The following is a 14,185-nucleotide window of genomic DNA, read 5'->3' on the forward strand; positions in this document are numbered from 1 at the left end:
GAACTTACCGCATTTTTGCATGCTTTCCCGTTCACCCTATCAAGTACGCTCTAACATCCTCATTGGAGATCATATATTATACAAATTTTAAGTGGCCAGCTTCTATTGCAATATCTGCATCACTATGCGGATATTTCGTATTCTCAATAATTTGATAATCTTCATGGCCTTTACCAGCAAAAATAATCATATCCCCTGGTTCAGCAACCTCAATCGCATGACGCACCGCATCAGCACGGTCTCCTATACATGCATAATTTTCATGAAGCATCCCTTTAGCAAGATCACCTGTAATACTATCATAGTCCTCATAGCGTGGGTCATCTGTCGTTAAAATAACGTAATCAGCGGCTGATGCTTTTTCTGCCATTGCTGGACGTTTTGATTTATCACGATTGCCACCTGTACCAACTAGGAAAATAAGCTTCCCTTTTTTATATGGTTCTGCTGAAGAAATTGCCTTTTCAATGGCATCAGGTGTATGTGCATAATCAACAAAAATCTGCACTGGTAAATCTGAACAAACTTTCTCCATGCGGCCCTTCACTGGTGGTAATTGCTCAATTTGCTCAATGATTGTTTCCATTGAATAACCACGGCCATAAAAAGCTACCATAGCGGCAAGCACATTGTAGATATTAAATTCCCCGAGCAAATGCATTTTTACATGGTATATTCCCTCTGGCATTTCAACGTCAAAAGATGTCATGAAATCATGATACTCACAGTTAATAGCTCGGAAATCAGCTGTTTCATTTTTCAAACCATATGTCCATACAGGAAATGGTGTCATCGCTGCATAGCGCTCTGACCAAGCATCATCAGCATTTAACACTACAAATTTATTCTTTTCTAAGTCTTGTCCAAGTTGAGAGAACATTAAGCCCTTCGCATGGCCATATTCCTCCATCGTACCATGGAAATCAAGATGATCATGTGTAAGATTTGTAAAAATAGCTACATCATATTCTACCCCAGCTAGACGTCCAAGTGCTAAACCGTGTGAAGATACCTCCATAGTCATTAATCTGCAGCCTTCCATTTTTGCACGGAATATCATTTGTTGAGTCGATAATGCATCGCTCGTAGTATTTGCAGATTCATATAAAATACCATTTAAATTAAAGCCGATTGTTCCTGATAATGCCGATTTCTCACCCATACCATGCATTATATTTTGAATAATACCCGTTACTGATGTTTTTCCGTTTGTCCCTGTTACGCCAATCATTGCCATATCTTTCGACGGATAGTCAAAAAACTTTGCAGCTAACAAGCCAACTGCACGATCCGAATCTTTCACAATGACTTGTGCAATATTTTCTGCTAATGGTAATTTTCGTTCTGTTACAACAATTGTTGCGCCACCTTCAACAGCTTTCTGTGCATAGTCATGACCATCAACTGTAAAACCTTTTATACAAACAAACATACTATTTGGTTGCACACTTCGTGAATCAATTACAATATCACTTACTTGGTCAGGTAGCACTCCAATTATTTTTTTCAAAGGTAATGCATTCAACAATTCCTCTGCATACATTTCATAGTCCTCCAATCAATCTCTACATTCATTTCATCATTTATTGCTTATTCGACAAAAAATGACAAGATGAATACCCCCACATTCTAATGATCTTATTTTACTACTTATTCACCGATAAATAAAATGCCTGTACGAACGTTTTTAAAATGAAAACGCTATCATTTTAATATATTTTTAATATTTCACCGTAATTTACCTAACATATCAAAAAACGGCATTTATCGACAAGCACAATGGGAAATATACGTTGGAGAGCAGATCAATTTTGCCTCGGCAACATTTGTTGCTGTCGCTTCGCTTTCGCACAGAAAACATTTGTTGCTGTCGCTTCGCTTTCGCACAAATAAAGTGCCACAGGATGTGGGGTTCTTAGACTGAGTTCCCCTATTTCTGCGGGTGTCAAAAAAAGTGAGATGTCATGCCCGACACCTCCTTTTACTATTTCATGATAGTTCGCACAAGCTTAACCTTTTGTTTATATGGCGGAAAGAGAACATTCGTCTCTAACTTCGATGATTTTTTTAAAATAGATTTTGGATGGGTGAAGTTTTCAAAACTTGCCTTCCCGTGATATGCTTTTACTCCTGATGGGCCGACACCGCCAAATGGCAAATGTAAATTTCCTACATGTGTAATCGTATCATTAATACACCCTCCACCAAATGGTAATTCCTCCAAAAAGTACTGGGTAGCTTTTTCATGCTCTGAGAAAAAATAAGCTGCTAAAGGCTTTGGTAACTGACGAATCTGGTGAATAGCCAGCGGTAAATCATCATACATCATCACGGGTAAAATCGGTCCAAATAGTTCATCCTGCATCGAAGGACTTGACCATTTCACATAACCAATAATTGTAGGCTCAATATACAAATCATCACGATCTGTTCTACCACCAAATGTAATTGCGTCACGTTCTTCCACGATAATTTGCTGTAAGCGATCAAATTGTCTTAAATTCACAATACGACCATAGTCAGGGCTTTTTAATGCATTTTTACCATAGAAGGAACGAATCGTTGCTTTCAATATTTTCATAAATCGGTCATAGACATCTTTATGAACAAGAACATAATCTGGTGCCACACAAGTTTGACCAGTATTTGTAAATTTCCCCCAAGCGATTCTTTTCGCCGCTACTTCTAAATTGGCTGTTTGATCAATAATTGCGGGACTTTTCCCACCAAGTTCTAGGGCAATTGGTGTTAAGCGTTCCGCTGCTGCCTTTGCAACAACTTTTCCGACTGCCACACTCCCTGTAAAAAATATATAGTCAAAAGATGCATGAATAAGTGCAGTCACTTCCTCTTTTTCTCCCTCTACAACCCGAACATAAGAAGGACTAAACGTTTCTTCAATTATTTTTTTAACGATCGCTGCTGTATGCACAGATGTTTCTGATGGTTTTACAATAGCCGTATTACCACCAACAATTGCTCCAATTAATGGCTCCATTACAAGCTGGAATGGATAATTGAATGGACCAATGATTAATGTTACTCCGTATGGCTCTCTTACAATAAAGCTTTTTCCCACCTGGTATTGTATCGGTGTTTTTACAGCTTCAGGTTTCATCCATTCTTCAACATGCTTTACCATATAAGAAATACTATCTAAAACAATGCCAATTTCTGTTGCATATGCCTCAAACTCACTCTTTCGTAAATCTAAATATAGAGCATTCAAAATTTCTTTCTCATACTTTAAAATCATTTTCTTCAGATTTATTAATTGCTCTTTTCGAAATTTTGTACTTTTCGTCGCTCGTGAAAAATAAAATTGACGCTGTTCTGTAATCATATTTTCTACATCTTGTATCGTAAAATTCATAATAAAAGCACCTCTTTTTTTAAAATGGCGTACATAGTTTTTTCATTTCGAAACAAACTATCTTTGTCTATACGATACAACATTGACAATCAAAATTCCTCTTTCTTGAATGGACGGAATGTGTAGATGGTTTTGTGATTTTGGGAAATTTACAACTACATATTGAAAAATTGAAACGGGGGCTTAGACGAATGACAACAACAACAGGAACTTGGTGGGAGTCTATTTTTTCTGGACCATTAGCACACGGTATTTGCGAAGAAAAATTATTGCTATTGCAAGATGAGGCATTCTTATATCTCTCTACAGCAGCGAGTGAGAAAAAAGAAGAACCTGAAGTTAATTAAAAATAGCGCGTTATAGGAGGTTATTTCCTATAATGCGCTATTTTTTGAACTTTTAGGCTCAATCCCAAAAGTTGTTAAAACTCATCGGACGCCCCCAAGAAAGTGCCTATTCGGAACGGAAATCAACCATGTTATGTTACTGAGCTACTTCATACTTAAATGGATACAATTTGCTGAAATTGTGTTAATTCTACATCAAGACGGTTAATAGCTTCTTCCTCGATAGCAAAGCTCCCATCTTCTAATCGAATAATTTGTTTATCAACAATATAAACAGAATGTGCAATAGTTGTAGCTCCTAATACAGCTAAAACTGGTTTTAATGCATATTCTAAAGCGAGTAAATGTCCAATAGAGCCACCTACAGCAATTGGTAAGATAAACTTTCCAAGCAATGCTTTTTGCGGTAGCAAATCTAAATAAGTTTTCAATATTCCTGTATATGAAGCTTTATAAATTGGCGTCAAAAGTACGATAATATCTGCTTCTTCAACCTGTTTATTTTCTGAAACGATGGCCTCACTTGCAAAATTAGCCTTAATTAAGTCCTCAGCTGGCAATTCATGTACATAATTTGTGTGTACCGCTATTCCCTGTGCTTTTAAGTAATTTTCCACCTTTTCATGAATCGCCGTCACGCGTGAATTTCTCGAATTAGTGCCATTAATAATAATTGCTTTTGTCATATTAGCCACTCCTTTTTAACAAAGATAAATGTCCTTACACCCAATGCAATGTCTTTTCATATGGACGTAATGTAGCGCCTAAGTAACCTGTTTTACATAATCAAATGTTGCAGGCATATTTCCATTTTCTACATTACGTAACCATCCTCTAAAAATCAGTAGCCAAATCCTAATTTCATATTCCTTCCTCCTCAAGTTCAATAGAAATTCACAACATAAAGATAAAAAAAGGCTTCTATGTTTACGTTCGGAAAAAATCCGTTACGTAAAATAGAAGCCTCTAGATGTCTAGTCAACTCATTTTTTAAAACCAAGTATTCTTATAAACTTAATTTAACATAATGACATACAAAGTCAATAAGTTTTTTCATTTAATGGGATCATCACCAAACGTGTGGTTGATTTCCGTTCCGACTGGCCGCTTTGTAGCTGACGCTTCGCTTTCGCTACAGAAAACATTTGTTGCTGCCGCTTCGCTTTCGCACAGAAAAAACATTTGTTGCTGTCGCTATGCTTTCGCTACAGAAAACATTTGTTGCTGTCGCTTCGCTTTCGCACAGATAAAACATTGCCGCTGACGCTTCGCTTTCGCGCAGAGCAGAGCTTCCTGGGGGCGTCCGATGAGTCGCTTTTGGTGTTGCTGTCGCTACGCTTTCGCACAGAAAACATCCGCTGCGCTGAAGGGTCTCGGGCCAACACGATGTTGGTCACGAAGGCGTTATCACAGGATGTGATGCTTTTAGCCTTCGTTCCTCTATCGCTGATCCCCGAGGAGTCGCCCAGTCTCCACTCCAATCAACTATTTACATAGTGGACGTTTTAGCAAAAGTCATCCACAATTTTCGGTTATGAACCATTTAATAGTAGTTATAACAAAATCAAATATTTGCATAATGAGCCTGTATCACACTTATTATAATTAGTATAAGAACAAGTATATCTATAAATAGAAGGCTTAACAGTATTGTTATGGGTTCTGGTTCGCTTCATAAAAGGTAGTTCTGAGACCATTATTGGTGAATGGCTTTATCAAAAATAGCTTTTGCAGCATCCCCTATATGCTCTGACACTGTAGGATGGGGGAAAATCATATTTGCAAGAGTATGGGCCGTACCACCAGCATTTTTAGTAGCTAAAATAGCATTTAACATTTCTGTTGCCCCATCAGCAACAACACAAGCTCCTAAAATGCGTCCTTCTTTTTCCGTCGCAATAAGTTTTATAAAGCCCACTGTATTTCCTTCCATTAATGCCTTAGAGTTTGTATGTAAAGGCATTTGAGTCACCTTATAAGGTTCGTTAACCTGTTCTTCCAGTAATCCAAAAGTTGCAATTTCAGGATGTGTATAAACACAGCGAGGAATCAAAGCTTGATCAATTAGTGCCGGTTTATTCCCCAGAATATGGTCCACAACATAAATTCCCTCTGCACTCGCTGAATGAGCTAGCTGGAAACCACCAACTAAGTCACCTATAGCATAAATATGTGGCTGACTTGTTGCAAGATGCTCATTGACAGCAATCAATCGACCTTCGAAGGCTAGACCTAGCTGCTGGGCTATTTTTGTATTCGGGCGTCGACCCGTTGCAAACAAAAGATTTTCATATGTATAAATGCCTTTAGATGTATGAATTTCATTGCCATTAAAATGCTCAAATTGGAAATCTGTCACAAGCTCAATATCAAGCTTTTTCATCTTTTCACGAATTAGTGGTCGTGCATCTGACTCTTCTGTCTGTAAAATATCTTCACTATGATTCAGCACCGTCACCTTTGTTCCAAGCGGTGCTAAACTAAATGCCATTTCTACTGCAATAACGCCTCCGCCTATAATTGTTAACTGCTTTGGTAGCTCTGTCATATCGAAAAAGGTATCCGTTGTATAATAGGAAGAAGTCTCTATACCTTTAAAAGGTGGTACAAATGGTTTACTTCCGGTTGCTAAAATGATATCCATTACTGTAAATATCTCATTACCAACTGTTACAGTTAAATCATTAGATACTGCCGCTTCTCCTCGATAAAAGGTAATTTGATTGCTCAAAATATAGCCCTCAATATTCGTTAAAAGCTCGTCAATAATAGCATCCTTACGTTTCATCAATCGTGGAAAATTCACATTTACTGTAGGAGTTTCAATACCCCAGTCATTACCACGTTTTATTTCTTGAATGAGCTTACTATGCTCCAACAATATTTTCGAAGGAATACAGCCGACATTATAGCAGGCTCCTCCTACTTTATCGCGCTCTACTAAAGCGACCTTCTTGCCACTTTTTGCTGCATGAATGGCTGCTATATAGCCCCCAGGACCTGCACCAATAATTGCAATATCAAATTTTTCCACAAAATTCACCTCATTTACCACCATAGCATTTACAAAATTCGAATGCAACGCCATGTAATTTATAGTAAATTAAGAAGCATTTTGTCTACCAACTTTCTTTAAAACTCTCGATCTTAAGACCCATCTATATGGAGAAGGAGCCAATAAAGATAACAAAACGTAACTAGAATGCTCTTGTTGAATTTTGAGGTAGTTGTCTAACTACCCATTCATGCAAGCTAAAAAATCTCTCACTATTCTTTAAGAACAATGAGAGACTTTAATTATCAGCATTTTTACTATGATAGATGAAATATTTCATAGAAAATCTAATGCCATTGACGCGAGAAAGTATTGCTTCTTTTCCCGCAGGTATTTGCTCTGCTTCACGGATATTTTCCTTTACGCGGAAACAACGTAAGGTTAATAAATATTCCGTTCCCAAAAGCGTTGTTGAGCAATTGCTTTGACAAATTTTTTAGCGAAATCTTTGTCGCCAGTTGCTAACACAATTCCTGGCCCTACATTGGCATTAGACATATTAAAAAATGTCGTTCCTGATGTAGCTATACCAATCGGTTTGTAATGTCTATATGCTTCATTAATATAATTTACAATATGTGAATTAAACTTAGCCTGATTTTTTGCTCTTACGCCTACAACATATAACGAATCAAATAGTACCGCGTCCGTAGTAATAAATGTGTCACTTGCTGTTAATTGTACACCATCACTACTAGTAACAACCCCTAATCTGTCGGAAATAATACTGTATCGAACACCCTGTCTTGTCAAAAATTTCAGTATTTCGCCAACTTCATTTGCATCAAATCCATCACCTATTAGCACGCCTACCTTAAGTGTTTGGGGCATTTTTATAGTATTAGCTTGACTAAGTGCAGGTGATGCTAACGTGACATTTATTTGCTCGCCTTTTGGACGATTAACACCTACATTATCGGCCACAGTCGTTGCCATTGCTTTATCAACACGGACAAACATATCGACAACCTGTTGCCGAACAGACTTACTTTTCACCTTCCCTACCTCAAAACTAAAGGCATCAATGATATGCTGTTTTTCAGGAGGTGACATACTATTCCAAAACAGCCTCGCCTGTGAAAAATGATCATCAAATGATTTACTACGTGCTCGTGTGATACGTCCTTCAACCTTTTCTTCATAATGGACAAAGCCACCTTCCTTTGCCGTTGAAGTTGATGGTGTATTATTGGCCAAGGAATTTTTATGATAGCTCACTTTTCCTATATTAATAGTTTGACGACTAAAGCCATTGCGCTGATTGTTATGGAATGGACAAACGGGTCGGTTAATCGGGATTTCTGCAAAATTTGGTCCCCCTAAACGTATTAGCTGTGTATCTAAATAAGAAAATAGCCGCCCCTGTAAAAGTGGATCATTTGTAAAATCTATGCCTGGTACAACATTCCCAGGGTGGAAGGCGACTTGCTCTGTTTCAGCGAAAACATTATCCACATTACGATTCAATGTCATCTTCCCAATCTTTTTAACTGGCACCATCTCCTCAGGCCACAGCTTTGTTGCATCCAAAATGTCAAAATCAAATTTAAATTCGTCCTCTGGCTCAAGCATTTGTACACCCAACTCATATTCAGGATAATCACCTATTTCAATGGATTCCCATAAATCACGTCGTTGAAAATCCGGATCCTTACCAGCAATGATTTGCGCTTCATCCCAAATGAGTGAATGAACACCTAACACAGGCTTCCAATGAAATTTTACAAATCTTGATTTCCCCTTATCATTGACGAAACGAAAAGCATGAACACCGAAGCCTTCCATCATTCGAAAACTTCTAGGTATTGCACGATCAGACATATGCCACATAATCATATGCGCAATTTCTTGATTGTTCGCTACAAAATCCCAAAACGTATCGTGAGCTGAAGCTGCTTGTGGCATTTCATTGTGAGGTTCAGGCTTTACCGCGTGAATTAAATCAGGGAACTTAATGGCATCCTGAATAAAAAAGACCGGTATATTATTACCAACTAAATCATAATTGCCCTCATCCGTGTAAAATTTCGTCGCAAAACCACGAACATCACGTGCAGTATCCATCGAACCTAAGCTTCCAACTACCGTTGAAAATCTGACAAATACAGGTGTTTTCTTATTAGGGTCCTGTAAAAAGCTTGCTTTAGTATATTCCCCCATCGATTCATACAGCTCAAATTCTCCATGTGCCGCAAAGCCTCTCGCATGTACAACACGCTCTGGAATACGTTCATGATCAAAATGCGTTATTTTCTCTCGAAAGTGAAAATCCTCCATAATTGTTGGCCCACGAACCCCAGCCTTCAACGAATTCTCATCATTCGAAACTTTTAGTCCCTGATTCGTCGTCATCTTTTGCCCTTCATTATCGACACGAAACTGCTCTAACTGCTGATCCTTTGCATTCTCCTCCAAATTTTTGCGCTGATTCGACTTAGATTTATCCACGCAATCCCCTTTCATTCCAATACTCTTAATTCTCAATATACACTATATGTTTTTATGAAATAAACATGCTTCAAGGCATAGCTATAGGAAAACTTTCTCAATTATTTCTTGATTTACGACCAAATTCGAGCGCGAATGCTTCTAGATGATTCATTTTTTCACCAAAACCTTAGACATAAGTTCATCAAAAAGGTCCCATTTACACCTATGCAATTATATTTTTCTGGTTCATAACTAACATACTCTTTATTTTTTTCAATACATTTAACTATTCCAAACTCGTAAATATAGCCAAATTAACACATTTCCTAAGTCCTCAGGTTCTCACTTTTTTTCACAACACTTCTTGTTCATTTTTCAACTAACCTCCACCGTTAGCACAATAAGAAAAACCTTACTGTTGTTCCAGTAAAGCACCCCTTTAATGGAACAACTTTATTGTCACTCAACAATTCCTAATCGATCTTTTAATTTCGATGTTCTTTTCCTTTGCACTATAAAAATACCCCTTTAGATAACCATATCTAAAGGGGTATAATGGTACGACTTTATTTCACATCTAGGGAGTTAACTCGGAATCTTCTCCCTTTGGTTTAAGTGCAGTAAAAAGTCCAATTAAATTAGGTGGTAAACTAAATAATAAAAACTTCCAGTTATTCGTCATGATCGTGATAATCGTAAAAACAATAATAGACATAACAATGATGATTATGCCAAGCTTCACACGGGAAGGCTGCAACGTGACTGTACTGGACATACTAATGGACAAAACAATCCCAATTATTCCCCAGCTTCCTAGGTGTGTTAAAAGAAGGATACCTAAAACCATTGCGTTGCTTAATTCAATCCCAAACATGATTAAAGAAAAGAGAACATAAATCGCTCCTAATGTCACATACCATGAATAGGATTTTGCATTTTGCCAAATATGATAGTATAGCTCATCTAAACCTCTGTTTTCTCTAGCTTTTTTCCGTCCGAACCACCAGCCAAAGATTCCACAAATCATTCCTCCATACAATCCAATAATACCCCCGATAGAAACCTCCATAATTACATTTCCCCCTCTTCGAAAATAAACACTTCTTCAATCGTGCAATTGAAAGCTTTTGATATGTTATAGGCAAGTTCAATAGATGGATTGAATTTTCCTGATTCAATTGCAATGATTGATTGCCGTGAGACTCCAACTTGTTTCGACAATTCCTCCTGCGTAATCTTCTTCGATTTTCGTAATTCGCGAATTCTGTTTTTCATAAAGCCTCCTTTAAAAATGTAAAGTAAACTGTACATTCGTTAATAAGTAAAGTCTACTTTACACCTTCAAAAGTGTCAAGTTTACTTTACAATTTAATTTTTAGTTAATACAACAAATAACCACTACTAGGAGATATATGGAGGATATAACAAAAGGAGGGATCATCACCAAAACGTGTGGTTGATTTCCGTTCCGACTGGGCGCTTTGTTGCTGCCGCTTCGCTTTCGCTACAGAAAACATTTATTGCTGCCACTTCGCTTTCGCACAGAAAAAACATTTATTGCTGCCACTTCGCTTTCGCACAGAAAAAACATTTGTTGCTGCCACTTCGCTTTCGCACAGAAAAAACATTTGTTGCTGACGCTTCGCTTTCGCTACAGAAAACATTTGTTGCTGACGCTTCGCTTTCGCACAGAGCAAAGCTTCCTGGGGTCGTCCGATGAGCCGCTTTTGGTGTTGCTGACGCTTCGCTTTCGCACAGTCAAAACATTTGCTGCCGCTACGTTAACACTACGCTTTCGCACAGAAAACATCCGCTGCGCTACAGGGTCTCGGGCCAACACGATGTTGGTCACGAAGGCATTATCACAGGATGTGATGCTTTTAGCCTTCGTTCCTCTATCGCTGATCCCCAAGGAGTCGCCCAGTCTCCACTCCAATCAACTATTTACATAGTAGACGTTTTAACAAAAGTCATCCACAACTTTTGGTGATGAACCAAAAGGAGTCAAATAAAACTGTTAAAATACAATCATAATGAGCCACACAATAATTAGTTAAGACACTATACTCTGAACTTTACTTCGAGTAAAAGACACCAAAATCTCTTACTCGGGGTTTTTTAGGTTTGATAGCCACACGTTTTTTTGATACTCTTCTTCAAAAATCTGGCACGCTTGTGGAAAAAGAAAAAATCCTGCATATCAACTCAGGATTTTCAATCAAACTTTTTATATACGTCGCGACTTTATTTCAAATCTACACTCAATTTTCCTTAATTTACGATAAAACATACTTTTGCAATTGCGGATAGTAATGTATTTGTTGTTATTTTTATATTCACCTTAGTTCATCTTCAAAATATGTAAGTGCAAATATGAGTACAGACCTAAAAAACCTTGACCAGCAAGTGAAGTGACCTCAGTTAGATATTTGTCTAACAACCGGATTCGCTTCAAATTTGCCTATCAAGGTTTTTTTCATCACTATTCAGCTATATGTTTATTTAAATGCTTGAGCAGCTGCAACAGCTTTTTTCCAGCCTGCATAGATTTCTTCACGATGTGAGTCATCCATATTAGGTGTGAATTGACGATCTAAATTCCAATACTCACTAATTTCATCTGGTGATTTCCAGAAGCCAACTGCTAAACCTGCTAAATACGCAGCACCTAAAGCTGTTGTTTCGTTAATGACCGGACGATCAACAGGAACGTTTAATAAATCCGATTGGAATTGCATTAAGAAATTGTTTGCGACTGCACCACCATCTACACGTAATTTCGTTAGTGGAATATTGGCATCTGCTTCCATTGCACCAAGTACGTCTTTTGTTTGATACGCTAACGATTCTAATGTCGCACGTACAAAATGTTCTTTAGAAGTACCGCGCGTTAAACCGAAGACTGCACCTCGTACATCTGAATCCCAATAAGGTGTACCTAGACCAACGAATGCAGGAACTACATAAACGCCGTCAGCCGACTCTACACGTGCAGCATATTGTTCAGATTCTGAAGCAGAACGGAACATTCGTAAGCCGTCACGTAACCATTGAATAGCAGAGCCAGCTACGAAAATACTTCCTTCTAAAGCGTAAGTAACCTTACCATTTAAGCCCCATGCAAGCGTAGTTAATAAGCCATTCTCTGATTTTACTGCCTTTTCACCAGTATTCATCAACATAAAGCAGCCCGTACCGTAAGTGTTTTTAACCATACCTTCTTCAAAGCAAGCCTGACCGAATAGAGCCGCTTGTTGATCACCCGCAGCCCCTGCAATTGGAACAGCAGAACCAAAGAACAGAGCTTCCTCCGTATATCCATACACTTCTGAAGAAGGACGAACCTCAGGAAGCATAGAAGCTGGAACACCTAAAATGTCTAATATTTCTTCATCCCATTTTAAATCATAAATATTGTACATTAACGTACGAGAAGCATTTGAATAATCTGTAACATGGACTTTACCACCTGTTAACTTCCATATTAACCACGTATCAATTGTACCGAATAATAAATCGCCTGCTTCTGCTTTTTCACGAGCACCTTCAACATTGTCTAAAATCCATTTTACTTTTGTACCTGAGAAGTATGCATCGACTAATAAACCTGTTTTATCACGGAATAAATCATTGTAACCGTTTTCTTTCAATTCCTCACAAATAGCGTTCGTTTGGCGTGATTGCCAGACAATCGCATTATAAATTGGTTTTCCTGAATGTTTATCCCAAACAACAGTTGTTTCGCGTTGGTTTGTAATACCGATCCCAGCAATTTGATTTGATTCAATATTTTTTGCAGAGAGCACTGTAGCGATACAAGAAAGAATAGAAGACCAAATTTCTTCTGCATGATGTTCAACCCATCCGGATTGTGGGAAATATTGCGGGAATTCTTGTTGTGCAACGTGGAGAATGCTCCCTTTTTCATCAAACAAAATAGCACGTGAGCTTGTTGTACCTTGGTCCAAAGCTAAAATATATTTTTTTTCTGACATCGGACATACCTCCAATAATTTTTTTATTTCTTTCAGCAAATGTTTTCTGTAGCGAAAGCAAAGCGACAACTACAAATGTTTTCTGTAGCGAAAGCAAAGCGACAACTACAATTATGCCGAGGCATAATTGATTTACTCTTCACTTTTAACATTTTTCACTGTCATTTGAGCACTGATAAAAATAATAACTACGATAATAGCAAATACCCAAAATGTGATACTATTTTTCCCCTCAAAAATTTGTTGGAAGAATAGAGCACCAAAAGTACCACCGATAATTGGACCTACAACTGGAATCCATGCATATGACCACCCTGAGTCACGTTTACCTGGGATTGGTAAGAAAAAGTGAGCTATACGTGGGCCTAGGTCACGTGCAGGGTTAATTGCATAACCAGTAGGACCCCCTAATGCCATCCCGATGACTACAATTAGCATACCAACTAGAAATGGATTTAAACCATCCGTAATCGAATTTGTTCCCAATGCTAGAATACCTAAAACAAGTATAAACGTACCAATCATTTCTGAGATTAAATTTGATAATGGATGTTTAATAGCAGGCATTGTAGAAAATACAGCCAGTTTCGCTTCCGGATCTTTCGTACCTTTCCAATGTGGTAGATACATAAAATAAACGAGTATCCCCCCTAAAAATGCACCAATCAATTGTGCAGCAATGTAAGAAGGTACGTCTTCCCACGGGAAATTACCAATTGTAGCAAGCGCGATCGTTAAAGCAGGATTTAAATGAGCCCCACTAATACCACCAACAGCATATGCAGCCATAGCCACACCTAGACCCCAAGCAAATGTAATCACTACCCATCCACCGCCAAAGCCTTTCGATTTGTGCAGTGATACACCTGCAACAACGCCACCACCGAATAAAATAAGAATCATCGTGCCGACAAGTTCAGCTGTAAATGTTGACATACAAGAAGCCCCCTTTGTAATAGTGCACTTAGTAAAAAAATAAACCCAC

General features: G+C 38.0%; 10 protein-coding genes. 1 reads left to right on the forward strand and 9 read right to left on the reverse strand.

The window, feature by feature from the left end; genetic code table 11:
* Positions 1 to 76 precede the first annotated feature (76 nt).
* Both ACIQZA_RS15050 and ACIQZA_RS15055 read right to left on the reverse strand, forming a co-directional pair.
* Positions 77 to 1,543 carry a UDP-N-acetylmuramoyl-L-alanyl-D-glutamate--2,6-diaminopimelate ligase gene (locus ACIQZA_RS15050; protein ID WP_402882310.1) on the reverse strand — a complete coding sequence of 489 codons (1,467 nt, stop codon included), beginning with the start codon at positions 1,541 to 1,543 and terminating at the stop codon, positions 77 to 79.
* A gap of 441 nt (positions 1,544 to 1,984) precedes the next feature.
* Complete coding sequence (locus ACIQZA_RS15055) at positions 1,985 to 3,373, reverse strand: aldehyde dehydrogenase (protein ID WP_400939138.1); 1,389 nt, start codon at positions 3,371 to 3,373, stop codon at positions 1,985 to 1,987.
* A gap of 191 nt (positions 3,374 to 3,564) precedes the next feature.
* Here ACIQZA_RS15055 and ACIQZA_RS15060 point away from each other — a divergent pair, with 191 nt between their 5' ends.
* Positions 3,565 to 3,720: a hypothetical protein gene (locus ACIQZA_RS15060; protein ID WP_185903571.1), complete on the forward strand. Its 156-nt coding sequence runs from the start codon at positions 3,565 to 3,567 to the stop codon at positions 3,718 to 3,720.
* A 155-nt stretch (positions 3,721 to 3,875) separates the two neighbouring features.
* Here the strand turns inward: ACIQZA_RS15060 and ssuE are convergent, their stop codons facing one another.
* The 7 genes from ssuE to ACIQZA_RS15095 all read right to left on the reverse strand — a co-directional run bounded on the left by ssuE (position 3,876) and on the right by ACIQZA_RS15095 (position 14,136).
* Complete coding sequence (gene ssuE / locus ACIQZA_RS15065; protein ID WP_400939140.1) at positions 3,876 to 4,406, reverse strand: NADPH-dependent FMN reductase; 531 nt, start codon at positions 4,404 to 4,406, stop codon at positions 3,876 to 3,878.
* A 1,010-nt stretch (positions 4,407 to 5,416) separates the two neighbouring features.
* Positions 5,417 to 6,754 (reverse strand): dihydrolipoyl dehydrogenase, encoded by a 1,338-nt coding sequence (lpdA, locus tag ACIQZA_RS15070; RefSeq protein WP_402882312.1) that lies wholly within the window; start codon positions 6,752 to 6,754, stop codon positions 5,417 to 5,419.
* A 402-nt stretch (positions 6,755 to 7,156) separates the two neighbouring features.
* Positions 7,157 to 9,238: a catalase gene (locus ACIQZA_RS15075; protein ID WP_400939146.1), complete on the reverse strand. Its 2,082-nt coding sequence runs from the start codon at positions 9,236 to 9,238 to the stop codon at positions 7,157 to 7,159.
* 544 nt (positions 9,239 to 9,782) lie between these two features.
* A complete protein-coding gene (locus ACIQZA_RS15080) occupies positions 9,783 to 10,274 on the reverse strand; it encodes a hypothetical protein (RefSeq protein WP_400939148.1) in 492 nt (163 codons plus the stop codon).
* Between the two features lie 2 nt (positions 10,275 to 10,276).
* The gene (locus ACIQZA_RS15085) at positions 10,277 to 10,480 is read right to left on the reverse strand and encodes a helix-turn-helix transcriptional regulator (protein WP_400939150.1); all 204 of its coding nucleotides are present in this window, start codon (positions 10,478 to 10,480) and stop codon (positions 10,277 to 10,279) included.
* A 1,223-nt stretch (positions 10,481 to 11,703) separates the two neighbouring features.
* Positions 11,704 to 13,200, reverse strand: a complete 1,497-nt coding sequence (glpK, locus tag ACIQZA_RS15090) for a glycerol kinase GlpK (RefSeq protein ID WP_142510797.1) — start codon at positions 13,198 to 13,200, stop codon at positions 11,704 to 11,706.
* A gap of 132 nt (positions 13,201 to 13,332) precedes the next feature.
* On the reverse strand, positions 13,333 to 14,136 hold the full coding sequence (locus tag ACIQZA_RS15095) for an MIP/aquaporin family protein (protein WP_400939152.1): 804 nt from the start codon (positions 14,134 to 14,136) through the stop codon (positions 13,333 to 13,335).
* Positions 14,137 to 14,185: the final 49 nt, after the last annotated feature.

The sequence above is a fragment of the Lysinibacillus sp. NPDC096382 genome (genome assembly GCF_044762845.1).
GTDB lineage: Bacteria > Bacillota > Bacilli > Bacillales_A > Planococcaceae > Lysinibacillus.

Bases quoted from the DNA above. Each gene is read 5' to 3' on its own strand.
- ACIQZA_RS15055 (WP_400939138.1), bottom strand. From the start codon at position 3,373: ATGAATTTTACGATACAAGATGTAGAAAATATGATTACAGAACAGCGT.
- ACIQZA_RS15095 (WP_400939152.1), bottom strand. From the start codon at position 14,136: ATGTCAACATTTACAGCTGAACTTGTCGGCACGATGATTCTTATTTTA.
- ssuE (WP_400939140.1), bottom strand. From the start codon at position 4,406: ATGACAAAAGCAATTATTATTAATGGCACTAATTCGAGAAATTCACGC.
- ACIQZA_RS15085 (WP_400939150.1), bottom strand. From the start codon at position 10,480: ATGAAAAACAGAATTCGCGAATTACGAAAATCGAAGAAGATTACGCAG.
- glpK (WP_142510797.1), bottom strand. From the start codon at position 13,200: ATGTCAGAAAAAAAATATATTTTAGCTTTGGACCAAGGTACAACAAGC.
- ACIQZA_RS15050 (WP_402882310.1), bottom strand. From the start codon at position 1,543: ATGTATGCAGAGGAATTGTTGAATGCATTACCTTTGAAAAAAATAATT.
- ACIQZA_RS15080 (WP_400939148.1), bottom strand. From the start codon at position 10,274: ATGGAGGTTTCTATCGGGGGTATTATTGGATTGTATGGAGGAATGATT.
- ACIQZA_RS15060 (WP_185903571.1), top strand. From the start codon at position 3,565: ATGACAACAACAACAGGAACTTGGTGGGAGTCTATTTTTTCTGGACCA.
- ACIQZA_RS15075 (WP_400939146.1), bottom strand. From the start codon at position 9,238: ATGAAAGGGGATTGCGTGGATAAATCTAAGTCGAATCAGCGCAAAAAT.